The sequence below is a fragment of the Pseudomonas sp. GM49 genome (assembly GCF_000282355.1).
GTDB lineage: Bacteria > Pseudomonadota > Gammaproteobacteria > Pseudomonadales > Pseudomonadaceae > Aquipseudomonas.
Genome location: NZ_AKJL01000235.1, coordinates 18,833 through 45,574, shown reverse-complemented (window position 1 = coordinate 45,574; position 26,742 = coordinate 18,833). Strand labels below are relative to the sequence as shown.

The following is a 26,742-nucleotide window of genomic DNA, read 5'->3' as shown; positions in this document are numbered from 1 at the left end:
TTCATCACGCCGCGCATTATGCCGTGGCGTTGTCGAGAAGCATTCTTTTTTACGCACAAAGGCCCCGTTCATGTGAATGAACGGGGCCGGGTCTGATTTCAGCTTTCACCCTCTCCTGTGGGAGCGAGCTTGCTCGCGATAGCGGTGTGTCGGCCAACATAAATGTTGAATGTGGCGACGTCATCGCGAGCAAGCTCGCTCCCACAGGGATTGCAGTGTGAGTGGCAATCAGAAGTGGAAGTTGGTGCTCAGCAAGGCGGTACGACCGGCCGCCTGGTTGGCGAAGTGAGTCGAGAATGCCTTGTCGTAGTAGGTTTCGTCGGTCAGGTTCTGCACGTTCAGTTGCAGGTCGACGTTTTTGCTCAGCTTGTAGGCCGCCATCGCGTCGTAACGAACGTAGGAATCAACCATGGTGGTGTTGGCGGCACTGCCGAACACGTCATCGACATAGAACGCTCCGCCACCGATGGTCAGCTTCGGCGTGACCTGATAGGTCGTCCACAGGCTGGCGCTGTTTTTCGGCGTGTTAGGCAGTTCGTTGCCGTTGTTGGCTTTGTTTGCCGGCAGGTCACCGCCGTCGACTTGTTCGCTGTCCATGTAGGCGTAACCGGCGAACACTTGCCATTTGTCGGTGAGCTTGCCGCTGGCCGACAGTTCGATACCCTGAACGCGGGTTTTGCCGACGTTTTCAAACGTGATGGTGTTGGATTGCACACGAGCGTTGTCTTTCTCGGTGCGGAAGATATCGGCGGTCAGGGACAGACGATCGTTCAACAGGTCCCATTTGGTACCGATTTCGTAGTTCTTGGTGGTTTCCGGCTCCAGGTCGCTATTGAGCAGGTTGCCGTTGCGATCCGGCGTGCCAGCCAACGGATTGCCTTCCGAACCTTCGCCCAGGGAGTTGCCCGGTGGCGTGGCAGACGTCGCGTAGGACGCATAGATGCTGCCGTTTTCGGCTGGTTTGTACACCACGCCGAACTGACCGGTAACGAATTCGCTGGTGTCCTTGCCTTTGACTGCGTTGCCTTTGGTCACGACAGTGGCGCCGGAACCGTCAAAGGTGCGGTACTTGGTATCGAAATGGTCGTAGCGCAGGCCCATGTTCACCAGCCACTGCTCGGACAACGTCAGGGTGTCGAACACGTACAGCGCGTAGGTGTCGGCCTTGGTGTCGGTGCCGGCGTAGTTGCGCGAGATGGCACCGCTCCATGGATCATTCGGGGTCGGATTGGACAGCGAGGTGCAGTTGTAACCGCTTGGCGCGCCGATCAGTGCCGGCGAGCAGTTGGTGGTCACCGCTGCTGTTCCCGGGGTGGTGTCCGTGTTGACGTTGTACGAGGATTTTTCACTTTCCTCGTGGGTGTACTCGACACCCGTGGAGAAGCTGTTCTTGAACCCGGCGATGTAGACATCACCAAACAGGTCGGTCTGGTTGGTGGTCGTCTCGGTGTTGCTCACGCGGGTATTCGCGCGGCGCCAGACGCTGCCGTTGTTGACGTTGCCTTTGCTGTCGTCCGGTTGGGTCAGGATGTAATCCTGCATGCTGGTGCCGTGACGCAGGGTGTTCTTGATGGTCAGCGCGTCGCTCAGGTCGTGCTCGATGGCGAAGGTCGCGGTGTCGGTGCGCCCCTTGCGGAAGTCGCGGTCGGTCAGACCATAGAAATTGCTGCTGTTGCCGCCGTCATTCGGCTTGTCCGGGTTGGCCTTGGTACGGGCAGTCGAACCGGCGGTCGGGATGGAGTAAGGAATGCCCGAATCCGGTGTGTCGTTGTTTTCGAGGTGGTAGTAGTCGAGATTGACACGAGTGTCCGTACCCAGGCCGAAAGCCAGGGAGGGGGCGATACCCCAACGGTCGTTATCGACGCTGTCACGCCCGGCGACGTTGCTTTCGTGGCTCAGCAGGTTCAGACGGCCAGCGGCGGTGTCGGTGAACTGGTAGTTGCCATCGAAGGTGTAGCGCTGGGTCTGGTCGGAGCCCCAGGTGAAACCACCGTCGAGCGAATCGCCCAGGTGCGCTTTCTTGCTGACCAGGTTGATGCTGCCGCCGGCTGCGCCACGGCCGCCGATCGCGGAGTTCGGGCCTTTGCTGACTTCAATCGATTCAACGGCGAAGATCTCGCGGCTCTGTGAACCGGTATCGCGCACGCCGTCCAGGTAGGTGTCGCCCTGGGCGTCGAAGCCGCGGATGAACGGACGGTCGCCTTGCGGGTTACCGCCTTCACCGGCACCGAAGGTGATGCCTGGAACGGTGCGCAGCGCGTCCTGCAGGTTGAGCGAACCGGTGTCCTTCAAGACCTGTTGCGGAACAACGGTCACCGAGCGCGGCGTGTCGATCAGCGGCGCGGTGTACTTGGGCGAGGAGGCTTTTTCTACGTTGTAGGTTGTCTCGTCCTGGGCTTCGCCGGTGATGGCGGTGGCGCCCAGCGAAATCACTTTGTCCGGTGCTTTTTCGTCGGTTTTTTCCGCCGCGAAAACCATGTGGCCCGCAGAGCCGGCAGTAATTGCCATGCCAATGGCGGATGCGAGCAGACGTGGTGAACTGACCGGTACTTGTGGTTGTTGACGCGACATTTGAATTCCCCTCCCCAAGGATTTGAGGCCGCGGAATATAGGGTAAACAGGTATTTGTAACAATTGCGAAACATTACTATTCGCACTTAATTTACAATCTTTACAATTTAACCTTACGGTTTTTGCTGACTCATCCGTCAGATGTGTTTTACACAGGCAATAAGAATCAATACCATTGGCGCCCCTTTGCTTTCAGGTGTCTTTGTCATGTTGCTGCACATTCCCGGCCTGTTCGAAAAAGACGAGGTGCAGCACATTCGCGAGGCTCTGGAACACACTGATTGGGCCGACGGCAAGATCACCGCCGGCTACCAGTCGGCGAAGGCCAAGCACAATTTGCAGTTGCCGGAGGGCCACCCGCTGGCCAAGGAGATCGGCACGGCGATGCTGGAGCGGCTGTGGAAAAATCCGCTGTTCATGTCGGCTGCGCTACCGCACAAAGTCTTTCCTCCGTTGGTGAACTGTTACACCGCCGGTGGCAGTTTCGATTTTCATATCGACAATGCGGTGCGACAGCCCAAAGGCAGCATCGAGCGGGTGCGCACGGATTTGTCCGCCACGCTGTTCTTCAGCGAGCCCGAGGATTACGACGGCGGCGAGCTGGAAATCCAGGACACCTTCGGCACCCAGCGAGTGAAACTGCCCGCCGGCGACATGGTGTTGTACCCTGGCACCAGCCTGCACAAGGTCAACGCGGTGACGCGCGGAACGCGACTCGCCTCGTTTTTCTGGACTCAAAGCCTGGTGCGCGAGGACAGCCAGCGCGCCCTGTTGTTCGAGATGGACGGGGCAATCCAGCAACTGACCCGCGATGTGCCTGATCATCCATCGCTGATCCGCCTGACCGGCACCTATCACAACCTGTTGCGTCGCTGGGTCGAGGTGTAAGTGGCGGATTTTCGTTTACGCCGCGAAGAAATGCTCGACGGTGAGCGCCTGCGCTCCATGCTTGACGAAAGTCCGGCCCGCGCAGCCCAGGCCATCCTGATCGCCGCACGTGAAGGTGAAGTCGAGGCCCAGGCCTTGCTTGGGCAGATTCTGCTCGACGGCCAGGGAATCGCGCAGGACCAGCCGCTGGCGTTGCGCTGGTTCGGTATCGCTGCGCGCCAGGGACACCTGATGGCGCGCAACATGCTCGGCCGTTGTCATGAACACGGTTGGGGGTGCAAGGCTAATGCCGCCGCTGCCGCCGAACACTACCTTCAGGCCGCTGAAGCCGGTCTGGATTGGGCGATGTACAACTACGCCAATCTACTGGCGACCGGTCGTGGCGTCGCTCAGGACCCGCCGCACGCGCTGAGGCTCTATCAACGCGCCGCTGAGCTCGGCCACGCCAAATCCATGAACCTGGTGGGGCGATACCTCGAGGAAGGCCAACATTGCCCGGCGGATTACGCTGCCGCCTTTGATTGGTATCGACGCTCTGCCGAAGGTGGGGATTTTCGTGGGCAATTCAGTTTTGCTGCCGTTTTGGTCGATCAAGGGAAAATCGATGAGGCGGTCACATGGCTGCACAAGGCTCTGGCCGGCGGTAATCTCAACTTTCTGCAAGTGGCGCATCGAACCTTGAGCAGTGCCGCACATCCTGAAGTACGAAAGTTGGCCGACGCATTCTTTCAGCGAGCGGCTGAGTTGAGTAATACTGAATCAGCGGTTATTGCCTAACCCCATAATTGGGGTGTCGAATTCTTTTCTTATAAATTAACTGTCAGTGTTGTTTGACAGTGAATAAACTATTGCTTTAGCTTTTCAATGACGCGTCGATTCGTGGCGTTACTGTCGAGTTTTAGATGGATCAATAGTTTTTATTTTATAATTAATGGAATAATTATGAATAATCATCAGTTGTGGGAGGCCAGTTTAGAAGGGGCCAGTTACGAACGGATTGCAGAGCTTGCTGCTAATGCTCCGAGAGTTTTGAATGAAGCTTCAATGGGAGAGTTGGATGGGGGAACACGCGATCAGGGTTTGATATTAACCAAAAAACAGATCATCGATCTGAGGAAATATGAAGCAGCAGGATTGGCGCTTCCCCACCGACTTGATGATGTTGTCCATTACTTGAATTTTGGTACGGGGCAGGATGGTGGCGCGGGATTGAGAGCCGATGATTTTCTGCAGACGTTCGTCCAGACCCGTGAGCATGCCAAGCGCTGGTCGCCGTTGCGTGAGCGAATCATGCTCACCGGGACAGAGCTGAAGCTATTTGGTGCCACCATGGAAATTTACGGCAAAGGTATAGAAGAGATCTATAAGGAGGTCAAAGCCAGTAACTTGCTTGACAAGTATGACGTCAAAACACTTGCAGATCTAAAAAAAATCGAGCTGGAGTTGGGAGAGAAATTCCCAGGACTGGAACTTGAGTCGGATACCATTCCCGACCTGAAAGCTTATCTTGGTAGTATATTCAGTAAAGTTAACTCCAATCTGGCAATTGTTAACGGTATCAAGTTGGATCTGGATGCGTTTGACAAGGATTTGCGCCAGACGATTTTACCCGGTATCAAGTTTAAAGTTGAATTGATCAAGAGAAATCCGTATTCCGATGAAATCAAGGTGCTTGATGAGGTGATTTCTCGACGTGCAGAGCAAATTGCGGAAAAGAATAAGCAGTATCGGGCTCTTGTCGAAAAATCCCTGGGTGCCGCTGCCGGCCTGAATCTGTTTGGTCTGGGCATGGCGATTTATTATGGTGTTGAAGCGGAAAATATCAGAGCCGAGCGCAACGAGCTGACACAAGCACAAGATAGGGATATAGAAATACTCAAGAACAAGAATCAGACGCTGGGTTCTTTGAAACGTGTCGAACAGGATCTTCTGCAACTCGATTTTGTCGCCATTCAAGCGGAAGTTGCCACGAAAAATCTCGTGTTTGTCTGGAATACCGTCTATCGATATATCCAGGAGTCTGCTACGAGCGTTCAGGAAATCAATGATGCGATATCTTTACGTCAATTCCAGCGTAATTTCGAGAAAGTTGTTTCTCCCTGGAAGAAAATCCGAAGCGATGCCGATGCGCTTGTTCAGTTGTTCAAGGAGGCAGACGAGGAGTATGACAAGAGTTCAATTGGAAGATTAAGGATGATGCCGATGATGTTAAGTAGCTCCGTTTACCCCCCATTGAATAAACAGCTGCTGCAGAAATCCGAGCAGGCAATGCGGGATAAGTGTATTGCAGCTGAAGCGTTGTTCGTCAAACTTAAATATCTACCTGGCTTGTTCGATCAGTTTCAGCGGTTGGTCCAGGATGTTGACGCTTGTTCCACAACTTTGCGTTACGGCAGCCTCGATAGCCAAGTGGAGCTGGAAGCCAAGGTCTGCCAGCTGCTCGAGCTTCAGCGGGAACTGGAAGATGCCGGGACAGACCCGCAAGATATCGAAGAGATCAAGGCTGATCTGGAAGGCGCGCTCAAGAAGGGTCCTGCCAATACTCTTAAATCAGCCGCGTTTATCAGGAATCGTCTGACGAATATCAGTGGTCATTTGGATCGCGATGCAACGCTTGGATATATTTCCGGGCTTGAATTGGAACAGAAAGACGCCGAAGGTTCAAAGGAACGGCTGAATGTTAAGCTGGTTGAGCGTCAAAAGGCTTTGAAGGTGATTGCAGATGCGATCAGCTTGATAGAAAAGACAGCTGTCGAGGATCTCGGGAAAGACGTCAATCTGACCATCGACAAGTTGCAAAAGCTTGGTATGACGCCACCAGAAGTCCAGATTGTAATGTTTGCCATTGAGCAGATAAAAAAATCAATCGGAGATATTGCTTCGGGTGTGACTTTCATTCTCATGATTCATGAAAGTAAAAAACTACAGGCGGAGGTCGATAGTATCTATGCCAAGATGGCGGAAGAGGATAAAAGAATCAAAATCGCAATTGGCAAGATTGATTTCATTCAGGTCATTCATGCTGTGGAGGACCAACGCATCATATATAGCGCTGAATATAAGAATGCAAGCACGGCATTCAGTCGTTTTGTTGCTTTTACACAGCGCGAGACTGTAACGGATGTCAGTGAGCGCTGCGCTCAGTTCATAGGTGAGGCGAACGAGTTTATCGAATTTTTGACAGACGCTGCCAAGCCTTAATCGTAATATCTCTGAATAGCACGGCCAGCAGATTTTCATGTGAAAGCACTGGCCGGGCTTAGGATCAAGGGAATGATCTATGTATGAGTTTTTGCTTGAGCGGCGGCATTTCGATTATTTGAAAGACTACTTTGATTTTCTTGGCGATCTTCCAGAAGCGCTGGAAAAATTTGTGCGCTTGATCTCACTCTATGTAGGTGATGGAAATGTCATGACGACGTCTGATATTAATAAACTGAGGGCTTTGTTGTCATCGAGTCGTGATTATATTCAGAAGTTTGATGGTGATATATCAGTCTTGGATACCGGGCTTTTGGACACTTTGAGTATTTTTTCGACGTTTACTGATGAGTGCGAAGCAATTGCCAGTATTTCCCCGGAAAAGCGGTATCTACAGATAAAATATCTTGATCTTAAACAATTTTGTTTGCCTGTATCTCAAGGGTGGAAGTGCCATTTTCCCTCAGGTGCGGTATGTGCGTTGACTGATGGATTTTCCACGCGCCTATATTTATTTGGAATCAAGGTTTCAGATCTCAAATTTTCCATAAAGAAGCTTCATGAAGGCATTCATAGTATCTTTGTTCGGTTTGTTCGTTGTTTACATAGGAGGATGAGTTGCTGCAATAATTTTTCTTATCTTGAAAGATGCTATCTCTTTGGCTGGGGGGGTTTTCGTGGAGCATTTGCATTTATCCCTTACGAATCCCGGGATGCCCGTGCTGCTCAAGCAAGGCAGCACTTGCGTGAGATATCTTTGATATATACAGCCGCCAGTTCAGCCATCAATAATCTCAATGACTTTTTCTTTGCCATGCTTCGTTTTATCGAGATGGCACAGCAGGAGTTGGTCAGCATAAGAGAAACGATGAAACTGTCGCAATTGCTGTTAATACTGTCAGAGGTCTCTGACAGATTGCAGGAGGTCCATGGGATGATAAGGACGCTGCAGCAGTGGTCTCGGAAATAAAAAAAAGCCCATGATAGGTCATGGGCTTTTACTTAATCTTGCCGCTTGAAACTTGCAGCAGCCCTTATACGTAGAACGACTTCAGCGGCGGGAAACCATTGAACTCAACAGCGCTGTAGCTGGTGGTGTACGCACCGGTCGACAGCCAGTACAGGCGATCACCGATGGCCAGGTTCAGCGGCAGGCCGTACTTGTAGTTCTCGTACATGATATCGGCGCTGTCGCAGGTCGGGCCGGCGATGACCACTTCTTCCATCTCGCCCTTCTTCTCGGTCCAGATCGGGAACTTGATGGCTTCGTCCATGGTTTCGATCAGGCCGGAGAACTTGCCCACATCCGTGTACACCCAGCGCTCGACCGCGGTGCGGGATTTGCGCGCGACCAGCACCACTTCGCTGACCAGGATGCCGGCGTTGGCGATCAGTGAACGGCCTGGCTCGAGGATGATTTCCGGCAGGTCATCACCGAAGTCTTCCTTGAGGAAGCGGATGATTTCTTCCGCGTAGGTTTCCAGGCTGTTGGTGCGGGTGATGTAGTTGGCAGGGAAGCCGCCGCCCATGTTGATCAGCTTCAGGTGAATGCCGTCTTCTTCCTTCAGGCGCTCGAAGATCACTTTGACCTTGGCGATCGCCGCGTCCCAGACGCTGATGTCGCGCTGCTGCGAGCCGACGTGGAACGAGATGCCGTAAGGCACCAGGCCCAGGTCGCGGGCGAGGATCAGCAGGTCCATGGCCATGTCGGTCTGGCAGCCGAATTTGCGCGACAACGGCCAGTCGGCGGTGGTCGAGCCTTCGGTCAGGATGCGTACGTATACTTTTGCCCCTGGTGCCGCCTTGGCGATGTTGCGCAGGTCGGCTTCGGAGTCGGTGGCAAACAGGCGCACGCCTTTCTCGTAGAAGTAGCGGATGTCCTTGGACTTCTTGATGGTGTTGCCGTAGCTGATGTGGTCGGCGCTGACGCCGCGATCGAGTACTTTGTCCAGCTCATAGATCGAGGCGATGTCGAAGCTCGAGCCTTTCTCTTTGAGCAGGTCGATGATTTCGACGGCCGGGTTGGCCTTGACCGCGTAGTAGACCTTGGCGAATTCGAAACCGGCGCGCAGGTCGTCATAGGCCTGGGCGATCATCGCGGTGTCGATCACCACGAACGGGGTTTCCTGCTTGTCGGCGAACGCCTTCATTTTCTGAAAGGTTTCGCGCGCGAAATAGTCTTCGACCTGGATCGACATACCTGGGAGCTCCTAAAGGCAAACGTTGTTAATCAATGGGTGCAAATGAACGTCCTCCGTATCCCCACTTTGGTTCGCCTACTTCCCAAGGCATGTCGCCGAAAGCAAAAAGGCCATGGGAAGTGGTGCTTTCCCTTGGCCTTGCTGTCTCGTCGTCAGTACTTGAGCCGGATGGATCGTTTCCAGCATGGACGTTCGGCGCGAACTTTAGGGCGTGAGAGGCTTGAGATCAACAAAAAATGTCGCGTTTTTGCACTCTTCTGACGCGCGTTGCGGGCATCACTCTTTGTAACCGACTCAGATGACAGGCGGATGTTCCCGAAGAATTGTGCAGTGTTAAAAATACCTGCACGTTCGCTGCTTTTGTGCGCTAGATCGCTAGGAAGTGCGATAGCGTCAACATCGGCGACGTTGGCTGCGAAAAGGTAGGCTGAGAGGGGGATTGACTATTTCGGAGCGTGTTACCGGATAGATTTTACAGTCGCTACTGTTGATATTTTTTTCCGGCCTGCGAATCGCTGGAAAATAGCACAGTACCTGTGGGAGCGAGCTGGCTCGCGATGACATTTTCACAGCCGGCATCGTAGTTGCCTGAAATGGCGCCATCGCGAGCCAGCTCGCTCCCACAGGTTTTGTATTTTTACCGGGTAATGTGGGCTGTCAGGCAACCACTGCCTCGGCCGGCGACACGATGCTGGTCTTCATTCCCCGCGAACGTCCCGAACTCAGGTAGGCCGCAATCGACTCCTGCGTCACCTCACCCAAAAACACCCGCTCGGCATCCATCACCGGCAACCACGCCCGATTGAACTCGTACATGCGCGACAACAGGATGCGCAGATGTTCGTCGTACGCCGCCGTGGCGTTGAACTCGCGTTGGTACTGCGCGCAGGTGCCAGTCTGACGGTGCAGGTCGCGACGGCACACGTAACCCAGGGCTTTGTTCTCGGCACAAGTAACCACCATGTATCGACGGTCATGCTCGTCCATCAACTCCAGCGCCTCGGCCACCGGGGTTTGCGGGCTGACGGAGGGCGCGTTGTCCGCCGCGTCTTCGGCTTTCACCAGCAACAGACGCTTGAGTGTGCTGTCCTGGCCGACGAAGTTGCTGACAAACTCATCCGCCGGATGCGCTAGCAGCGTGTCCGGGTGATCGATCTGCAGCAGCTTGCCGGCGCGGAAGATCGCGATTTTGTCGCCGAGCTTGATCGCCTCGTCGATGTCATGGCTGACCATGATCACGGTCTTGTTCAGCGCCCGCTGCATCTCGAAGAATTCGTTCTGGATCATTTCGCGGTTGATCGGGTCGACCGCGCCGAACGGTTCGTCCATCAACAGCAACGGTGCATCTGCGGCCAATGCGCGGATTACGCCGATCCGCTGCTGCTGACCACCGGACAACTCCCGCGGATAGCGATGCAGGTATTGCTTGGGTTCGAGCTTGATCATGTTCATCAACTCGCGGGCGCGGTCGTGACATTTCTGTTTGTCCCAGCCGAGCAGCTTCGGCACCACCACAATGTTCTCTTCGATGGTCATGTTCGGGAACAGACCGATCTGCTGGATCACGTAGCCGATGTTGCGACGCAGGGTAACTTCGTCGAGGCCTGTGGTGTCTTCGCCGTTGATCAGGATCTTGCCCGAGGTCGGCGTGATCAGGCGGTTGATCATTTTCAACGTGGTGCTTTTGCCGCAACCCGATGGCCCGAGGAACACGCAGATTTCGCCTTCATTGACGGTCAGGCTCACCGAGTCCACGGCTTTCACATCTTTGCCGTTGCTTTGGAAGGTCTTGCTGAGGTTTTGAAGTTCGATCATTTCAGGAGTCCTTTTGGAGTCAACGAGCGTTGCAGCACTTGCAGAAAGAGGTCGGCGATGATCGCCAGTACACTGACCAGCACAGCGCCGACAATCAGCATCGACATGTCGCTGCGGCTGATGGAAGCGAGGATGAGTACGCCGAGGCCGCCGGCGCCGATGGTGGCGGCGATGGTCATGACACCGATGTTCATGACCACGGCGGTGCGCACACCGGCGAGGATCACCGGCACGGCGATGGGCAACTCGACCATGCGCAGGCGCTGGCCGAAGGTCATGCCGATGCCGCGCGCGGCTTCGCGGATGCCCGGTTCGACGCTGGTCAGGGCGAGGTAGGTGTTACGCATGATTGGCAGCAGCGAGTAGAGAAACACCGCGGTGATCGCCGGCATCGGCCCCAGGCCCTGGCCGAATGTCGAGTACACCGGCAACAACAAACCGAACAGCGCAATCGACGGGATGGTCAACAGCACCGTGGCGCTGGCTTGTAGGGGGCCGGCCAGGGTCGGGAACCGCGCCATCAGAATGCCCAGCGGCACGCCGACCAGAATCGCCAGGCTCACGGCAATGCCGACCAGGGTGATGTGTTGCCAGGTCAGGTGCAGCACTTGCGACCAGTCGAGATGGGAAAAGGCGTTGAGAAAATCCATATCGTCTCCTCCTCAGTTCAAGGGATGCTGGCGCAGGAAATCTGCGGCAACGGATGCAGGGCTTTGATGATCGACATCGACCCGGGCGTTGAGCAGGCGCATGGTTTCGTCATCGAACAGGTCAGCCAGTGGCTTGAGCAGGGCGGCCAGTTGCGGATGCGCAGCGAGGTATGCCTGGCGCACGACCGGTGCGGCGGTGTAGTCGGGGAAGTAGTGCTTGTCGTCTTCCAGCAACTTGAGTTTGAACGCGCTCAAGCGTCCGTCGGTGGTGTAGACCAGACCGGCAAACACCTGGCCGTTGCGCAGGGCGGTGTAGACCAGGCCTGCGTCCATTTGCCGGATGTTTTTGCGGGTCAGGTCCATGCCGTAGAGCTCGACCATGCCGGCCAGGCCGTCGGAGCGGTTGGCAAACTCGGTGTCCAGCGCCACCAGCGGATTGTCCTTGGCCTCGGCGCGCAATGTGCGGTCGAGGTCACTGATGGTGTGAACTTGCGGGTACTCGGCGGCGATGTTTGCCGGTAGCGCCAGCGCATAGGTGTTGCTGAATTTCGACGGCGAGAGCCAGGTCAGGCCTTTCTTCGCGTCCAGTTCAGTGACCCGTGCCAATGACTGCTGGCTGTCGAGTTTTTCCGTCACATGGTTGTAGGACACCAGGGACACGCCGGTGTATTCCCAGACCATGTCCAGTTGGCCGCTTTCCTGGGCACTGCGGGCCAGGTTGCTACCGAGGCCGCCGGTGACCTGGGCGTCATAACCTTTGCTGCGCAGGTATTGAGCAGTGATTTCCGCGAGCAGGGTCTGTTCGGTGAACACCCGGGCGCCGATGCGGATAAGCGGTTTTTCCGTAGCCTGGGCAAATCCTGCGCACAGCAGAACGCAGCCTAGTAAAAAGCTTGATGTTTTCATGACGATTCCTTTGCCGAGGCTTAAGACGGGCGCAAGCCGCGTTCGAGCCAGAGGCGACTGCTGAGTGTGACCACTCCGTCCAGCAACAAGGCCAGCAACGCGGTGCAGGCGGCACCGAGCAGCAGCTGCGGCTGATTGTTCAGGGCAATTGCGGGGAATATCAGGCTGCCAAGACTGTTCGCGCCGATCAGGAACGCCAGCGGCGCAGTCCCGACGTTGATCGCCAAAGCCACGCGCACGCCACCGATGATGATCGGCACCGCGTTGGGCAACTCGACTCTGCGCAGTACCTGGAGCGGAGTCATGCCGATGCCGACGGCGGCTTCCTTGAGCGAGCCCTGAACGTTTTTCAGGCCTTCGTAGGTGTTGCGCACGATGGGCAAGAGCGAGGCGAGGAACAGGGCGAAGATGGCCGGACCGCTGCCGATGCCGAGGATGCCGAGGGCGATGGCCAGGACGGCCAAGGGGGGAACGGTGTTGCCGATATTGAAGAACTGCATGAAGCGTTCGGCGCGGCCGACCATGGACGGGCGGCTGAGGAGGATGCCGGCAGGAATGCCCACGACAAGGGCGGCCAGCATGGAAGCGAGGACAAGAATCAGATGAGCTTGCAGGTAAAACAACAAATCGTCGCGGTAATGTTCGATCGTATTGATGCCGATCCAATGGATCAGCAGGGCCAGAAGGGCGATTACCAGCGCGCCTCCTATCAGCCCTTTGCCATAGTGGATAGCCACAGGCGGACTCCTTTTTTCAGTCGGCGAACACTGGCAATGCCTTACTTGGCTGCCGAAGAAATGTTCGCGAAAAGCAGCTCGTTCAGGCCGGCATTGCGGCGTGAAAGCGAGCCATGAGCACAGCCTCGTCAGGCTGAATTGCAGGTGTTTCAGGCCCCCGACGAGTGGTCGTAACGGGGAATGGACGTCTTCATTGTCTGAAAGGTTCCCCCAATCCAACATTATTTGGCCACCTGTCGTCGCACCTCGACTCACGTAGCAGCTGCCTCGCGGGCTTGGCAGCTGCTACGGGCGAACGGTGGTCCGGAGGTCGCGATTTGGGCTATACTCGCCGCCCTTTTTTGAATCACCTGCCAGGCGATTTCCCATGACCAAACAGGCCGCCGAAGTCGCGAAACGCCGCACTTTCGCCATTATTTCCCACCCCGATGCCGGTAAAACCACCATCACCGAGAAGCTCTTGCTGATGGGCAAGGCGATTGCGGTAGCCGGTACGGTGAAATCTCGTAAATCCGATCGCCATGCCACCTCCGACTGGATGGAAATGGAAAAGCAGCGGGGTATTTCCATTACCACGTCGGTCATGCAGTTCCCGTATCGCGAGCACATGATCAACCTGCTCGACACCCCGGGCCACGAAGACTTCTCCGAAGATACCTACCGCACCTTGACGGCGGTGGACTCGGCCCTGATGGTTCTCGACGGCGGTAAAGGTGTAGAGCCACGGACCATCGCCCTGATGGATGTCTGCCGTCTGCGTGACACGCCGATCGTCAGCTTCATCAACAAACTTGACCGTGACATCCGCGACCCGATCGAACTGCTCGACGAAATCGAAGCCGTCCTCAAGATCAAGGCTGCGCCGATCACCTGGCCGATCGGTTGCTACCGTGACTTCAAAGGCGTGTATCACCTCGCCGATGACTACATCATCGTGTACACCGCCGGTCACGGCCACGAGCGCACCGAAACCAAGATCATCGAAAAGCTCGACTCCGACGAGGCGCGTGCGCATCTGGGTGACGAGTACGAGCGTTTCCTCGAACAGCTTGAGCTGGTGCAGGGCGCCTGCCACGAGTTCAACCAGCAGGAGTTCCTCGACGGTCAACTGACCCCGGTGTTCTTCGGTACGGCGCTGGGCAACTTCGGTGTCGACCACGTCCTCGACGCCGTGGTCGATTGGGCACCGCGCCCTCTGGCGCGCGTGGCCAACGAGCGCACGGTGGAGCCGGTGGAAGAGAAGTTCTCGGGCTTCATCTTCAAGATCCAGGCAAACATGGACCCGAAACACCGCGACCGCATCGCCTTCATGCGTATCTGCTCGGGCAAGTACGAAAAAGGCATGAAGATGCGCCACGTGCGCACCGGCAAGGACGTGCGGATCGGCGACGCGCTGACCTTCTTCTCCTCCGAACGTGAGCAACTGGAAGAAGCTTTTGCCGGCGACATCATCGGCCTGCACAACCACGGCACCATCCAGATCGGCGACACCTTCAGCGAAGGCGAAGTCCTGGGCTTCACCGGCATCCCGCACTTCGCCCCGGAACTGTTCCGTCGCGTACGCCTGAAAGATCCGCTGAAGTCCAAGCAGCTGCGCCAAGGCCTGCAACAACTGGCCGAAGAAGGCGCGACCCAGGTGTTCTTCCCGGAACGCAGCAACGACATCATCCTCGGCGCCGTCGGTGTGCTGCAGTTCGATGTGGTCGCCAGCCGTTTGAAAGAGGAATACAAGGTCGAATGCTCCTACGAGCCGATCACCGTTTATTCCGCACGCTGGATCGAGTGCAGCGACAAGAAGAAGCTTGAGGAATTCTCCAACAAGGCTGTGGAAAACCTGGCACTGGATGGCGGCGGTCATCTGACTTACCTCGCACCGACCCGGGTCAACCTGGCGCTGATGGAAGAGCGCTGGCCGGATGTGAAATTCCGTGCGACGCGTGAGCATCATTAAGCGCTGAGTTGCAAAATCAAAAAGCCCCGCGCGAATGCCTCGGGGCTTTTTAATGTCTGGCAAATCTCCCTGTGGGAGCGAGCTTGCTCGCGATGATCTCAAGTGCGCCGCGTTTATTCAGAGTGCGCGTCATCGTTAACGGCCATCGCGAGCAAGCTCGCTCCTACAGGGTGCTTCGGTGTTAGTGGAATTGTGAATAACCCTTATTCAAAACCAGTCTCCAAACCCACGGCATTTTCCCCTGATCAACAGCGTCCAATCTGGAGAACCCGGCTGATCGGAACTAGATTTCACTCAGCACCAGACAGGCACTCTACGAAAGGAAGGAATCGGCTATGAACAGGTTGTTTCGCGTTTTACTGCTGTTGAAGGTGTTGGTGATGCTCTCGCTCGGAACTTCGATGGCGTGGGCCGAGTGCATCGATCATGGAGAGCAGGCTTCAAGCGGGCAAGCGGGTTACGCGGGGTTGATGCTCGCCAAATCCGAATCGGAACCGGGCGATAAGGGGCAGGGTGGTGCTGACAACGACGATGATTCGACCACCGACGAGCCGGACTCCGATGAAGAAGAAGGCGACAGCCAGACGTAAGCCGCAGACAAAAGAAAACCCCCTCTACCAGACCGATGCGCAATCGAAGTAGAAGGGGTTTGGTTAACGCGTTACCTGTGGGAGCAAGCCCGCCCCCACATTTTTATGCCGCGCCGTCGAGGAATTGCTCGGCGTAGTGGCAGGCCACCTGGCGGCCGTCGAGCAGGCGCAGGGCCGGCTCTTCAGTGCTGCAACGCTCGGTGGCGTACGGGCAGCGCTTGTGGAAGGCGCAGCCGGATGGTGGGTTCAGCGGGTTGGGCAATTCGCCGACGATCTTGATTTTCGGCTTGTCCGGATCCGGGTGGATGGCCGGCGTCGCCGACAACAGCGCCTGGGTGTAGGGGTGCAGGGGACGGGAGTAAATGTCCTCTTTCGCACCCATTTCCACCGGGCGACCGAGGTACATCACCATCACATGGTCGGCAACGTGGCGTACCACTGCCAGGTTGTGGGAGATGAACACGTAGGCGGTGTTGAACTCTTGCTGCAAATCCATGAACAGGTTGAGCACCTGCGCCTGAATCGATACGTCCAGCGCCGAGGTCGGTTCGTCCGCCACCAGCACTTTCGGTTGCAGCATCATCGCCCGGGCCAGGGCGATCCGCTGGCGCTGACCGCCGGAGAACATGTGCGGATAACGCTGGTAGTGCTCGGGACGCAAGCCCACCTGCTTCATCATCGCCTGGACTTTCTCGCGACGTTCGGCGGCGCTCAGGTTGGTGTTGATCAATAATGGCTCTGCAAGCTGATCACCGACTTTCTGTCGTGGGTTCAACGAGGCGTACGGGCTCTGGAACACCATCTGCACGTCTTTGCGCAGTTGCTTGCGCTGGGCCTTGTCGGCACCGGCGACTTCCTGGCCGGCGATTTTCAAGGAGCCGGAGGACGGCTCTTCGATCAGGGTCAGGGCACGGGCCAGGGTGGATTTGCCGCAGCCCGACTCGCCGACGACCGCGAGGGTCTTGCCGGCTTCCAGTTCGAACGACACACCGTTGAGGGCGCGCACGGTGGCGTGACCCTTGAACAGGCCTCGGGACACCTCGTAGTGACGGGTCAGGTCGCGGGCGGTAAGAACGACGGCCATTACGCCACCTCCTGGTTCAGCGGGTAGAAGCAGCGAGCGAGGCTGTTGCTTTTCTGGTCAAGGGCCGGACGTTGCTGGCGGCAGTTGTCTTTCACGTACGGGCAGCGCGGCGACAGCAGGCAGCCCTGAGGACGGTCGTAGCGACCGGGAACGATGCCAGGCAGGGTCGACAGGCGGGTGGCACCCAGGCTGTGTTCCGGAATCGCCTTGAGCAGTGCTTCGCTGTACGGGTGTGCCGGGATGTCGAACAGTTGCGGCACCTGGCCCACTTCGACCGCTTGGCCGGCGTACATCACGCACACGCGCTGGGCGGTTTCGGCCACTACGGCGAGGTCGTGGGTGATCAGCACCAGGCCCATGTTCTGCTCTTTCTGCAACGCCAGCAGCAGGTCCATGATCTGCGCCTGAATGGTCACGTCCAGCGCCGTGGTCGGTTCGTCGGCGATCAGCAGTTTCGGCTCGCCGGCAATCGCCATGGCAATCGCGACACGCTGGCTCATGCCGCCGGACAGTTGATGCGGGTAGGCGTCCATACGGCTGGCGGCACCCGGGATTTCAACTTTTTCCAGCAGTTCGATGGCGCGCTTGCGGGCAGCCTTGCCGGACATTTTCAGGTGCAGGCGCAGCACTTCTTCAATCTGGAAGCCGACGGTGTAGCTCGGGTTCAGCGCGGTCATCGGATCCTGGAAGACCATGGACAGGTCTTTACCGACGATCTGTCGACGCTGGCGATTGTTGAGCTTGAGCATGTTCTTGCCGTCGAAATTCAGGGCGTCAGCGGTGACGATCCCCGGATGCTCGATCAGGCCCATCAGCGCCATCATGGTCACGGACTTGCCGGAACCCGACTCGCCAACGATGGCCAGCACTTCGCCCTTGTCCACTGTCAGGTCGAGGCCGTCGACTACTGGCGTGGCGTTTTTGTCGCCGAAGCGAACGTTGAGATTCTTGATTTCTAGCAATGACATGGGAATCTCCTCAGGCGGCGTTCTTGAGTTTCGGGTCCAGCGCGTCGCGCAGGCCGTCACCCATCAAGTTGATTGCCAGCACGCTGAGCAAAATGGTCAAGCCAGGCAGGCTCACGACCCACCAGGCGCGTTCGATGTAGTCGCGGGCCGAAGCCAGCATGGTGCCCCACTCAGGGGTTGGCGGTTGTACGCCAAGGCCGAGGAAGCCCAGTGCGGCGGCATCGAGGATCGCCGAAGAGAAGCTCAGGGTGGCCTGAACGATCAGCGGCGCCATGCAGTTGGGCAGCACGGTAACGAACATCAGGCGCGGCAGGCCGGCACCGGCCAGGCGCGCAGCGGTCACGTAGTCGCGGTTCAGCTCGCCCATCACCGCGGCGCGGGTCAGGCGAACATAGGACGGCAGGGATACCACGGCGATGGCGATCACGGTGTTGATCAGGCCAGGGCCGAGGATGGCGACGATCGCCACGGCCAGCAGCAGGGACGGCAGGGCCAGCATGATGTCCATCAGGCGCATGATGGTCGGGCCGAGCACGCGCGGGAAGAACCCGGCGAACAGACCCATCAGGATGCCCGGAATCAGCGACATGACTACCGACGACAGGCCGATCATCAAGGACAGGCGCGAACCGTGGATCAGACGCGACAGCAGGTCGCGACCGAGTTCATCGGTCCCCAGCAGAAACTGGATTTGCCCGCTTTCCAGCCAGGCCGGCGGGGTCAGCAGGAAGTCGCGGTACTGCTCGCTCGGGTTATGCGGCGCGACCCAAGGGGCGAAGATTGCGCAGAAAATCACCAGCAGCATGAACATCAGGCCGGCGACGGCACCTTTGTTCTTGGAGAACGCTTGCCAGAATTCTTTGTACGGAGACGGGTACAGCAGGCTTTGATCGACTGCTACCGGTGGAATTGGAGTGGTCATGGTCATGATCTCAGCGCTGATGACGGATGCGTGGGTTGGCAAAGCCGTAGAGGATGTCCACTACGAAGTTGACCAGAATCACCAGGCAGGCGATTAACAGGATGCCGTTTTGCACGACGGGATAGTCCCGGGCGCCAATGGCTTCGATCAGCCATTTGCCGATGCCGGGCCACGAGAAGATGGTTTCGGTCAGGACCGCACCGGCCAGCAGGGTGCCGACTTGCAGGCCGACCACCGTCAGTACCGGGATCAGCGCGTTACGCAGGCCGTGTACGAACACCACGCGTGCCGGCGACAGGCCTTTGGCCTTGGCGGTGCGGATGTAGTCTTCACGCAACACTTCGAGCATCGACGAGCGGGTCATCCGCGCGATCACTGCCAGCGGAATGGTGCCGAGCACGATGGCCGGCAGGATCAGATGGTGCAGGGCGTCGAAGAAGGCGTCCGGCTCGTCGGCCAGCAGGGTGTCGATCAGCATGAAACCGGTGCGTGGCTCGATGTCGTAGAGCAGGTCGATACGCCCGGAAACCGGGGTCCAGCCCAGGCTCACCGAGAAGAACATGATCAGGATCAGACCCCACCAGAAGATCGGCATCGAGTATCCCGCTAGGGAGACTCCCATCACCCCATGGTCGAACAGGGACCCTCGCTTGAGTGCCGCGATCACTCCGGCCAGAAGGCCCAGGACACCGGCGAACAACAGCGCGGCCGAGGACAGTTCCAGGGTCGCGGGGAATAGAGAGGTGAATTCGGTCCAGACGCTTTCACGGGTTCGCAGTGATTCACCGAGATCGCCGTGGGCCAGTTTGCCGATGTAATCCAGGTACTGGGCATACAGGGGTTTGTTCAGACCTAGGCGTTCCATTGCCTGAGCGTGCATTTCCGGGTCGACTCTGCGTTCGCCCATCATGACTTCCACGGGGTCGCCAGGGATCATGCGAATCAACGCGAATGTCAGCAAGGTGATGCCGAAAAACGTGGGGATCAGTAACCCCAGTCGGCGGGCAATAAAACTAAACATCGTAAGGTGTACCTCATCAGCCGGTTAGGCGTGCCCGGCATGCCTGGGGTCAGGCATGCCGGGAGTTTTCTTATCTACTTCACCTGGGTGGTGGCGAAGTTATTAGTGGTGAGGGGGCTAATTTGATAGCCCTCTACGTTGTTGCGCATTGCAGTAAACATTCTAGTGTGCGCCATGCTGATCCATGGCTGGTCCTGGTTGAAAATAACCTGGGCCTGTTCGTAGAGCGCTGCACGCTCGGCCGGATCGGTTTTTTCACGGGCCTGATCGATCAGCGCCTGGAACTTGTCATTGCACCAGCGGGCGTAGTTTTCTCCGTTCTTGGCCGCTTCACAACTGAGCATAGGCGTCAGGAAGTTATCCGGGTCGCCGTTATCGCCCGCCCATCCGGCGGAAACCATGTCGTGCTCGCCGTTTTTGGCGCGTTTGAGCATTTCGCCCCATTCCATCACGCGGATGTCGATCTTGATCCCGACCTTGGCCAGGTCGGCTTGCATCATCTGCGCGCCGAGCATTGGGTTCGGGTTGGTCGGACCGCCACCGTTGCGGGTGAACAGGGTGAAGGTGGTGCCTTCCGGTACGCCAGCTTCCTTGAGCAGGGCGCGAGCCTTGTCCAGGTCATGGGCCGGGTTCTTCAGGCTGTGGTTGTAGCCCAGCAGGGTGTCCGGGTACGGGTTGACCCCGGCGGTTGCATTGCCCTTGCCGAACAACGCATTGACATACGCCTCTTTGTCGAAGGCGATGTCGATGGCTTTGCGCACCCGCACGTCACTCATGTACTTGTGCGTGGTGTTCATGGCGACGTAGGAAACGGTCATCGCGTTCAGCTCATCGACCTTCAACTTGTCGTCTTTCCTGATGCTCGGGATGTCATCCGGCTTCGGATACAGCGCGACCTGGCACTCGTTGGCCTTGAGCTTCTGCAGACGTACGTTGTTGTCGGTGGCGATGGCCAGGATCAGCGCATCAGCAGGTGGCTTGCCACGGAAGTACTCCGGGTTGGCCTTGAAGCGAACCTGGGCGTCCTTGTTGTAACGCTGGAACACGAACGGACCGGTGCCGACTGGCTTGTTGTTCAGGTCGCCGGTCTTGTTGGCCTTGAGCAACTGGTCGGCGTACTCGGCGGAGTAGATCGAAGAGAAGGCCATGGCAATGTCGGCCAGGAACGGCGCTTCGCGACGGGTCAGGGTGAACTTGACCGTGTTGTCGTCGACTTTCTCGACGCTCTTGAGCAGCTCCTTGAAGCCCATGCTTTCAAAGTACGGGAAGCCTACGCTCGATAGCTTGTGCCACGGATGATTCGGGTCCAGCTGACGCTGGAAGCTCCAGACCACGTCGTCGGCATTCAGGTCGCGGGTCGGCTTGAAGTATTCGGTGGTGTGGAACTTGACGCCTTTACGCAGATGGAACGTGTAGCTCAGGCCGTCTTCGCTGATGTCCCAGGATTCGGCCAGTGCCGGAATCACATCAGTGGTGCCGGGCTTGAAGTCTGCCAGGCGATTGAAGATGGTTTCGGCCACGGCATCGGCAGTGACTGCAGTCGTGTACTGGACCATGTCGAAGCCTTCAGGGCTGGCTTCCGTGCAAACCACCAGGGGTTTGGCCGAAACGCCGACAGCGACACTGAGCAACGCGGCCGCGATGGCCGCACGTAGGGGAAGCATTTTCATCAAGAACCCTCTGCAATCAGTTAAAGGACAAAAGCCGAACGGTCGATTCGTCATTGAATCAGCCGTTCGGCACGTGCATTACAGGATGTTGAACGGAACCGTGGTCACGAGACGGAACTCGTTGATGCTGCCGTCAGCCTGGTTTTCGCTGGCACGGTGAGCGGTGTAGGTACCGCGGATCGTGGTGGCCTTGAGCGGGCCGCTCTGCACGGCGTAGGTCGCGCCGATGCCGTATTCATAGTGGTGTTCGCCATCCTGGGACTGGATGCCGTCGTAACCCTTGCCTGCCACGCCGTCGTTGCCGGTGTAGTGAGTACCGTCGATGCCCCAGCCGCGAGCCTGGTAGATGTTGAACTTCAGGCCTGGCACGCCGTATTCGGCCATGTTCAGACCGTAGGCAACCTGGAACGATTTTTCGTTCGGGCCGTTGAAGTCCGACAGCAGGGAGTTGGCCAGGTAGATGCCGTTGGTTTCGTGCAGGTAGTCGAAGTACTCGTTACCGTTCACTTCCTGGTACGAGAAGGTCAGGGTGTGAGCCTGGTGGGTCAGACCGAACGACAGCGAGTAGGTGTCGTTGTCGATGTCGCCGATCAGGGCTTTACCGGTTTCCTTGGTTTTGTAGTAGTTCAGGCCGGTGGTCAGGCTCAGTACCTGGCTGTCGCCCAGTACGTGAGAGGCGCCGAAGTAGTACTGGTTCCAGATGTCTTCAGCCTGGGTCGCCCAGAGGCTGGTGGTCAGGCTGGCGAGCGGGTTGTAGGTGATACCGCCGGTGTAGACGTGGTCGGTTTCGACGATGCCGTTGGCGTATTCAGTGCGGAATTTGCGCTGGCTTTCTTCGGTACGCGGTGAGTTGCGGTCGAAGGTGGCCAGGTCGAAGGCCAGGTTGTTCAGCTCTTCGCTGTGGATGGCCACACCTTCGAAGCTCGAAGGCAGTGCACGGTTACCGATCACGTCGACCATCGGGCTGCTGAAGTTCATGCGGCCGGCGGTCAGGGTGGTGTTGGAGACACGGGCCTTGACGTTGGCCAGGCCCACTTTGCTCCACTGGCCTTGAGCGTCGCCGCCTTCTTTGGTCAGGGTACGGTTGTTGCCCGCGCCTGGACGAGAGCCCGGTGCGCCACCGTTGTTGGACGCCAGGTCTTTGCGGTCACGGTCCAGGGCAATGGCGTTGTAGGCGGCGACTTCAGTGCTGAAACCGACAGTGCCTTCGGTGAAGCCCGAGTTGTACTTGAGGATGGTGCCCTGGACCCAGTTGATCCGGCGATCGGTCGGGGTCGAAACGCCGTCTTTCTTGTAGGCGAACTTGGCGCCGCGTTGCAGTTGCTCGTTGGCGTACCAGTTACGAGTGGTGCCGGTGATCGACTGGCCTTCGACAAAGCCGGTGGCTTCGCTTTGGGCGCTTTTCTCGTTCACGGTAACCGGGGTGAAAGCCTGGCTTTGGGTTTCTGCGTAAGCCGTGGCGGTTACGCTGCTGATGGCCAAGGCCAATAACGCGGTGCTGCTCAGTTTCATGGGTAAAGCTCCTTACTTTCTTTTTTTATACCGGTCTTATTTTTTGATCCGGCTATTGGTTTAGAACTCGTTCACGGCGTCGCAAACGTTTGCTGTCGGCCAAATTGGCGAAAGACGGCAAAGCGTCTGCGTGAGGGCGGAAAATCCGCCCCCGGGCATTTCTGGCTAATCGGTTATTTTTCTATGCTGACACCCGAGAAAACATTGCGGCCGAACGGGCTCACCTTGAACCCTTCGATTTTGGCGCTCAGCGGCTGGTTGACCGTTGAGTGGGCGACTGGCGTGATCGGCACTTGCTGCTTGAGCAACTGCTGCGCCTGTTTGTAGAGCTGGGTGCGCTGGTTGCGGTCGGTGACGACCTTGGCCTGCTTGATCAGCTTGTCGTAAGCCGGATCACACCACATCGAGTAGTTGTTGCCGCCAATGGCGTCGCAGCTGTAGAGCGTGCCCAACCAGTTGTCCGGATCACCGTTGTCACCGGTCCAGCCGATCAGGCTGATGTCGTGCTCGCCATTCTTGGTGCGCTTGATGTACTCGCCCCACTCGTAGCTGACGATCTTGACCTTGAGGCCGATCTTCGCCCAGTCAGCCTGGAGCATCTCGGCCATCAATTTGGCGTTGGGGTTGTACGGACGCTGGACCGGCATGGCCCAGAGGGTGATTTCAGTGCCTTCCTTGACGCCGGCAGCCTTGAGCAATTCCCTGGCTTTTTCCGGGTTATAGGCGGCGTCCTTGATGGTCTCGTCGTAGGACCATTGGGTCGGCGGCATGGCGTTGACCGCCAGTTGCCCCGCGCCTTGGTAAACGGCATTGAGAATGCCTTGCTTGTTCACCGCCATGTCCAGCGCCTGGCGCACTTCGAGCTGGTCGAACGGCTTGTGGCGCACGTTGTAGGCGATGTAGCCGAGGTTGAAACCTGGCTTCTCGATCAGTTGCAGCGCGGGGTCGTTCTTCAGCGCGGTCACATCGGCAGGGCGCGGGTGCAGGGTGATCTGGCACTCGCCGGCCTTGAGTTTCTGCACCCGCACCGAGGCGTCAGTGTTGATGGCGAAAATCAGGTTGTCGAGCTTGACGCGGCTTGGGTCCCAGTAATGCTTGTTGCCGGTGTAACGGATGTTCGAGTCTTTCTGGTAGCTCTTGAACACGAACGGCCCGGTGCCGACCGGCTTCTGGTTGATGTCGCTCGGCTTGCCTTCGGCCAGCAGCTTGTCGGCGTACTCGGCCGAAAGGATGGCGGCGAAGCTCATGGCGATGTTCTGGATGAACGCGGCGTCCACGCTATTGAGCGTAAAGACCACGGTCAGCGGCCCGGTCTTTTCGACCTTGGCTATGTTCTTGTTCAGGCTCATGCCGTTGAAGTACGGAAACTCTGTCGGATAAGCCTTACGGAAAGGTTGTTGCGGATCGAGCATGCGATTGAACGTGAACAGCACGTCATCGGCGTTGAAATCGCGGGTCGGCGTGAAGTATTTGGTGGTATGAAACTCCACCCCTTCACGTAGGTGAAAGGTATATTTGAGGCCGTCCTCGGAAACATCCCAGCTCGTGGCCAGGCCCGGTACGACGTTGGTCGCGCCTTTTTCAAACTCTGCCAGTCGGTTGTACAGCGGTTCGGCGGCGTCGTTGTCGGTCGCAGTGGTGTACTGCGCCGTATCGAAACCGGCGGGGCTGCCCTCGGAGCAGAACACCAGGCTGTTGTTGGCGGCCTGGCTGATGGAGGTGGCGGCCAACAGGCCGGTGCCCAGCAATGCGGATAAAACCAAGGTATGGCGCATAACGCTCCCTTTTCTCTCAAAGTGTTGTCAATGAGCCGCAGTCCCGTTCGCGGACGTAGAGGCATCACTGATTTCAAGCCATGCACGCAGCAGTAACCGATGACCCACGCGCGCACTGGTCGGATCCCGACGGTATGAGCCATGGGTCCGGCAGTAAATGCGTAGAGTCCTAAAGACTCGTAGGAAATGGCAACGCGTCCTCACCCGATGCTGTAGTCAGCTGCGGATTTGGATGTAGGCAAATTCCTGCTTTCTCGGTAGATAAAGCAACGGCGACGTCAGAAACGTCGCCGTTGCAAAACCTTATTTGCTGACGCTGACGCCGTAGAAGGAGTTCAAGCCAAATGGGCTGATCTTGAAGTCCTGCACGTTGGCGCGCATGGGTTGGAACACCGTCGAGTGAGCGATAGGTGTCATTGGTACAGCATCTTTGAGGAGGTGTTGCGCCTGCTTGTACAGTTCGGTGCGCTTGGCCTGGTCCGAGGTGCGCTTGGCTTGCTTGACGGTGTCGTCAAACTTCTTGTCGCACCACTTGGAGAAGTTGTTGCCTTCCAGCGAGTCGCAGCCGAACAACACGTTCAGCCAGTTGTCCGGATCACCATTGTCGCCGCTCCAGCCAATCAGCATCGCCTGGTTTTCGCCGCCTTTGGAGCGCTTGATGTACTCGCCCCACTCGTAGCTCTGGATCTTGACCTTGAGGCCGATCTTGGACCAGTCGGACTGCAGCATTTCTGCCATCAGTTTGGCGTTCGGGTTGTATGGACGCTGTACCGGCATCGCCCAGAGAACGATTTCGGTGCCATCTTTCACGCCCGCTTCCTTGAGCAGCTCTTTGGCTTTCTCAGGGTTGTACGGTGCATCCTTGATGGTGGTGTCGTAGGACCACTGGGTCGGCGGCATGGCGTTGACGGCCAGTTGGCCGGCGCCCTGGTACACGGAGTCGATGATCTGTTGCTTGTTGACCGCCATGTCCAGTGCCTGGCGAACTTTCAGTTCGGCCAGCGGGTTGGCGTCCGTTTGCCCCTTGACCTTGGGCATCACGTTGTAGGCGATGTAACCCAGGTTGAAACCGGCCTGGTCAGGCAGTTTCAGGTCCTTGTCTTCCTTGAGCGCCTTCAGGTCGGCCGGACGAGGGAACAGGGTGACCTGGCACTCGTTTTTCTTCAGCTTCTGGATACGTACCGACGGGTCGGTGGTGATGGCGAAGATCAGGTTGTCGATCTTCACGTCATCAGGCTTCCAGTAGTCCTTGTTCCCGGTGTAGCGGATGTTGGAGTCTTTCTGGTAGCTCTTGAACACGAACGGACCAGTGCCAACCGGCTTCTGGTTGATGTCGGCGGCCTTGCCTTCCTTGAGCAGCTGGGCAGCGTACTCGGCGGACTGGATCGAGGCGAAGCTCATGGCCATGTTCTGGATGAACGCGGCATCGACGTCTTTGAGGGTGAACTTGACAGTGTGGTCGTCGACTTTATCGATCTTGGTGATGTTGGTATCCATCCCCATGTCGGTGAAGTACGGGAATTCGGTCGGGTACGCTTTGCGGAACGGGTCATCCTTGTTAATCATGCGATTAAAGGTGAACAGCACGTCGTCGGCGTTGAACTCACGAGTTGGCTTGAAATACGGGGTGGTGTGGAACTTGACGCCTTCACGCAGGTGGAAGGTGTAGCTCAGGCCGTCATCGGAGATGTCCCACTTGGTCGCCAGCCCAGGAATAACGGCGGTGCCGCCGCGCTCGAACTGGGTGAGGCGGTTGAACATGGTTTCAGCAGAGGCGTCGAAGTCGGTTCCGGTGGTGTATTGACCTGGATCGAAACCGGCCGGGCTCCCTTCGGAGCAGAACACCAGGTTAGTCGCTGCTTGGGCGAACGGTGCGCTGGCTAGCAAGCTTGCGCCAACTAAAAACGGAATGACCGCTTGTTTAAGCATGGTGGCCTCATGATTTGTTGTCATTTTTGGAATTAGAGGACGACCTCGTGAGTCGTGCCTGCGGATACTTATGCAGGGGCCATACCCAATGCAAGATCCAGAGTGACTACAAGCCTTAAACGGTGGCACGAACGTACCTTAATGTCGCATTTGTATAAGTCCTGACGCATTTGACCGTTTGCGCGGCATTTTCAGGGTGCAAACTACGCACTTTTACGGTGCGCGATGAACGCTACATGCTCCCGATCAGGGCGGGGTGTTACTTATTTATACCCCCGTTTTGTGGGGTGGGTATGGCGTGAATAAGAGTGGTTATTGTTGCACCGATAGTGGCCAATCGATCTCAGTTGC

The 26,742-nt window shown here is 57.2% G+C and carries 20 protein-coding genes; 6 read left to right on the top strand and 14 right to left on the bottom strand.

Annotated features, from left to right (window positions below; all coding sequences use genetic code 11):
- Window positions 1-228: 228 nt before the first annotated feature.
- Window positions 229-2,571: a TonB-dependent receptor gene (locus PMI29_RS08710; RefSeq protein WP_008000990.1), complete on the bottom strand. Its 2,343-nt coding sequence runs from the start codon at window positions 2,569-2,571 to the stop codon at window positions 229-231.
- A 207-nt stretch (window positions 2,572-2,778) separates the two neighbouring features.
- On the opposite strand from PMI29_RS08710, the gene PMI29_RS08715 reads away from it, so the two are divergent.
- The 4 genes from PMI29_RS08715 to PMI29_RS08730 all read left to right on the top strand — a co-directional run bounded on the left by PMI29_RS08715 (window position 2,779) and on the right by PMI29_RS08730 (window position 7,630).
- Window positions 2,779-3,459, top strand: coding sequence for a Fe2+-dependent dioxygenase (locus PMI29_RS08715; RefSeq protein ID WP_008000988.1), 681 nt, complete (start codon window positions 2,779-2,781; stop codon window positions 3,457-3,459).
- Complete coding sequence (locus PMI29_RS08720; protein ID WP_008000980.1) at window positions 3,460-4,236, top strand: tetratricopeptide repeat protein; 777 nt, start codon at window positions 3,460-3,462, stop codon at window positions 4,234-4,236.
- A 165-nt stretch (window positions 4,237-4,401) separates the two neighbouring features.
- On the top strand, window positions 4,402-6,660 hold the full coding sequence (locus PMI29_RS08725; RefSeq protein WP_008000978.1) for an alpha-xenorhabdolysin family binary toxin subunit A: 2,259 nt from the start codon (window positions 4,402-4,404) through the stop codon (window positions 6,658-6,660).
- Window positions 6,661-6,739: 79 nt separating this feature from the next.
- Complete coding sequence (locus PMI29_RS08730; protein WP_008000976.1) at window positions 6,740-7,630, top strand: hypothetical protein; 891 nt, start codon at window positions 6,740-6,742, stop codon at window positions 7,628-7,630.
- A 64-nt stretch (window positions 7,631-7,694) separates the two neighbouring features.
- Here PMI29_RS08730 and PMI29_RS08735 read toward each other — a convergent pair whose 3' ends face one another.
- The 5 genes from PMI29_RS08735 to PMI29_RS08755 all read right to left on the bottom strand — a co-directional run bounded on the left by PMI29_RS08735 (window position 7,695) and on the right by PMI29_RS08755 (window position 12,969).
- Entirely contained in the window at window positions 7,695-8,858 is a 1,164-nt protein-coding gene (locus tag PMI29_RS08735; RefSeq protein ID WP_008000974.1) for a type III PLP-dependent enzyme, read from the bottom strand.
- A gap of 660 nt (window positions 8,859-9,518) precedes the next feature.
- Window positions 9,519-10,676: an osmoprotectant ABC transporter ATP-binding protein OsmV gene (locus PMI29_RS08740; protein WP_008000972.1), complete on the bottom strand. Its 1,158-nt coding sequence runs from the start codon at window positions 10,674-10,676 to the stop codon at window positions 9,519-9,521.
- Window positions 10,673-11,326 (bottom strand): ABC transporter permease, encoded by a 654-nt coding sequence (locus tag PMI29_RS08745; RefSeq protein ID WP_008000971.1) that lies wholly within the window; start codon window positions 11,324-11,326, stop codon window positions 10,673-10,675. Before PMI29_RS08745 ends, PMI29_RS08740 begins: the two co-directional genes overlap by 4 nt.
- Before the next feature lie 12 nt (window positions 11,327-11,338).
- The gene (locus PMI29_RS08750; RefSeq protein ID WP_008000970.1) at window positions 11,339-12,232 is read right to left on the bottom strand and encodes a glycine betaine ABC transporter substrate-binding protein; all 894 of its coding nucleotides are present in this window, start codon (window positions 12,230-12,232) and stop codon (window positions 11,339-11,341) included.
- Between the two features lie 20 nt (window positions 12,233-12,252).
- Window positions 12,253-12,969 (bottom strand): ABC transporter permease, encoded by a 717-nt coding sequence (locus PMI29_RS08755; protein ID WP_008000969.1) that lies wholly within the window; start codon window positions 12,967-12,969, stop codon window positions 12,253-12,255.
- A gap of 367 nt (window positions 12,970-13,336) precedes the next feature.
- On the opposite strand from PMI29_RS08755, the gene PMI29_RS08760 reads away from it, so the two are divergent.
- Both PMI29_RS08760 and PMI29_RS08765 read left to right on the top strand, forming a co-directional pair.
- Window positions 13,337-14,920 carry a peptide chain release factor 3 gene (locus tag PMI29_RS08760; RefSeq protein ID WP_007973058.1) on the top strand — a complete coding sequence of 528 codons (1,584 nt, stop codon included), beginning with the start codon at window positions 13,337-13,339 and terminating at the stop codon, window positions 14,918-14,920.
- A gap of 335 nt (window positions 14,921-15,255) precedes the next feature.
- Window positions 15,256-15,510, top strand: a complete 255-nt coding sequence (locus PMI29_RS08765) for a hypothetical protein (RefSeq protein ID WP_008000968.1) — start codon at window positions 15,256-15,258, stop codon at window positions 15,508-15,510.
- Between the two features lie 103 nt (window positions 15,511-15,613).
- On the opposite strand, the gene PMI29_RS08770 is transcribed toward PMI29_RS08765, so the two are convergent.
- The 8 genes from PMI29_RS08770 to PMI29_RS08805 form a co-directional block, all read right to left on the bottom strand.
- Window positions 15,614-16,594, bottom strand: a complete 981-nt coding sequence (locus PMI29_RS08770; RefSeq protein ID WP_008000967.1) for a peptide ABC transporter ATP-binding protein — start codon at window positions 16,592-16,594, stop codon at window positions 15,614-15,616.
- The gene (locus PMI29_RS08775) at window positions 16,594-17,562 is read right to left on the bottom strand and encodes an ABC transporter ATP-binding protein (RefSeq protein WP_008000966.1); all 969 of its coding nucleotides are present in this window, start codon (window positions 17,560-17,562) and stop codon (window positions 16,594-16,596) included. Before PMI29_RS08775 ends, PMI29_RS08770 begins: the two co-directional genes overlap by 1 nt.
- Window positions 17,563-17,572: 10 nt before the next feature.
- A complete protein-coding gene (locus tag PMI29_RS08780) occupies window positions 17,573-18,484 on the bottom strand; it encodes an ABC transporter permease subunit (RefSeq protein WP_008000963.1) in 912 nt (303 codons plus the stop codon).
- A gap of 10 nt (window positions 18,485-18,494) precedes the next feature.
- Window positions 18,495-19,505 carry an ABC transporter permease subunit gene (locus PMI29_RS08785; protein WP_008000961.1) on the bottom strand — a complete coding sequence of 337 codons (1,011 nt, stop codon included), beginning with the start codon at window positions 19,503-19,505 and terminating at the stop codon, window positions 18,495-18,497.
- Window positions 19,506-19,579: 74 nt separating this feature from the next.
- Window positions 19,580-21,175: an ABC transporter substrate-binding protein gene (locus PMI29_RS08790; protein ID WP_008000959.1), complete on the bottom strand. Its 1,596-nt coding sequence runs from the start codon at window positions 21,173-21,175 to the stop codon at window positions 19,580-19,582.
- 78 nt (window positions 21,176-21,253) lie between these two features.
- A complete protein-coding gene (locus PMI29_RS08795) occupies window positions 21,254-22,687 on the bottom strand; it encodes an OprD family porin (RefSeq protein WP_008000957.1) in 1,434 nt (477 codons plus the stop codon).
- Between the two features lie 173 nt (window positions 22,688-22,860).
- On the bottom strand, window positions 22,861-24,462 hold the full coding sequence (locus PMI29_RS08800) for an ABC transporter substrate-binding protein (protein WP_008000954.1): 1,602 nt from the start codon (window positions 24,460-24,462) through the stop codon (window positions 22,861-22,863).
- Between the two features lie 303 nt (window positions 24,463-24,765).
- Complete coding sequence (locus PMI29_RS08805; RefSeq protein WP_007981472.1) at window positions 24,766-26,391, bottom strand: ABC transporter substrate-binding protein; 1,626 nt, start codon at window positions 26,389-26,391, stop codon at window positions 24,766-24,768.
- Window positions 26,392-26,742: the final 351 nt, after the last annotated feature.

What these genes read in the sequence shown, in the direction of transcription:
- PMI29_RS08750 (WP_008000970.1), bottom strand. Translation starts at nt 12,232, where the DNA reads ATGAAAACATCAAGCTTTTTACTAGGCTGCGTTCTGCTGTGCGCAGGA.
- PMI29_RS08775 (WP_008000966.1), bottom strand. Translation starts at nt 17,562, where the DNA reads ATGTCATTGCTAGAAATCAAGAATCTCAACGTTCGCTTCGGCGACAAA.
- PMI29_RS08710 (WP_008000990.1), bottom strand. Translation starts at nt 2,571, where the DNA reads ATGTCGCGTCAACAACCACAAGTACCGGTCAGTTCACCACGTCTGCTC.
- PMI29_RS08795 (WP_008000957.1), bottom strand. Translation starts at nt 22,687, where the DNA reads ATGAAACTGAGCAGCACCGCGTTATTGGCCTTGGCCATCAGCAGCGTA.
- PMI29_RS08770 (WP_008000967.1), bottom strand. Translation starts at nt 16,594, where the DNA reads ATGGCCGTCGTTCTTACCGCCCGCGACCTGACCCGTCACTACGAGGTG.
- PMI29_RS08805 (WP_007981472.1), bottom strand. Translation starts at nt 26,391, where the DNA reads ATGCTTAAACAAGCGGTCATTCCGTTTTTAGTTGGCGCAAGCTTGCTA.
- PMI29_RS08765 (WP_008000968.1), top strand. Translation starts at nt 15,256, where the DNA reads ATGAACAGGTTGTTTCGCGTTTTACTGCTGTTGAAGGTGTTGGTGATG.
- PMI29_RS08785 (WP_008000961.1), bottom strand. Translation starts at nt 19,505, where the DNA reads ATGTTTAGTTTTATTGCCCGCCGACTGGGGTTACTGATCCCCACGTTT.
- PMI29_RS08745 (WP_008000971.1), bottom strand. Translation starts at nt 11,326, where the DNA reads ATGGATTTTCTCAACGCCTTTTCCCATCTCGACTGGTCGCAAGTGCTG.
- PMI29_RS08780 (WP_008000963.1), bottom strand. Translation starts at nt 18,484, where the DNA reads ATGACCACTCCAATTCCACCGGTAGCAGTCGATCAAAGCCTGCTGTAC.
- PMI29_RS08735 (WP_008000974.1), bottom strand. Translation starts at nt 8,858, where the DNA reads ATGTCGATCCAGGTCGAAGACTATTTCGCGCGCGAAACCTTTCAGAAA.
- PMI29_RS08790 (WP_008000959.1), bottom strand. Translation starts at nt 21,175, where the DNA reads ATGAAAATGCTTCCCCTACGTGCGGCCATCGCGGCCGCGTTGCTCAGT.
- PMI29_RS08740 (WP_008000972.1), bottom strand. Translation starts at nt 10,676, where the DNA reads ATGATCGAACTTCAAAACCTCAGCAAGACCTTCCAAAGCAACGGCAAA.
- PMI29_RS08725 (WP_008000978.1), top strand. Translation starts at nt 4,402, where the DNA reads ATGAATAATCATCAGTTGTGGGAGGCCAGTTTAGAAGGGGCCAGTTAC.
- PMI29_RS08730 (WP_008000976.1), top strand. Translation starts at nt 6,740, where the DNA reads ATGTATGAGTTTTTGCTTGAGCGGCGGCATTTCGATTATTTGAAAGAC.
- PMI29_RS08715 (WP_008000988.1), top strand. Translation starts at nt 2,779, where the DNA reads ATGTTGCTGCACATTCCCGGCCTGTTCGAAAAAGACGAGGTGCAGCAC.
- PMI29_RS08800 (WP_008000954.1), bottom strand. Translation starts at nt 24,462, where the DNA reads ATGCGCCATACCTTGGTTTTATCCGCATTGCTGGGCACCGGCCTGTTG.
- PMI29_RS08760 (WP_007973058.1), top strand. Translation starts at nt 13,337, where the DNA reads ATGACCAAACAGGCCGCCGAAGTCGCGAAACGCCGCACTTTCGCCATT.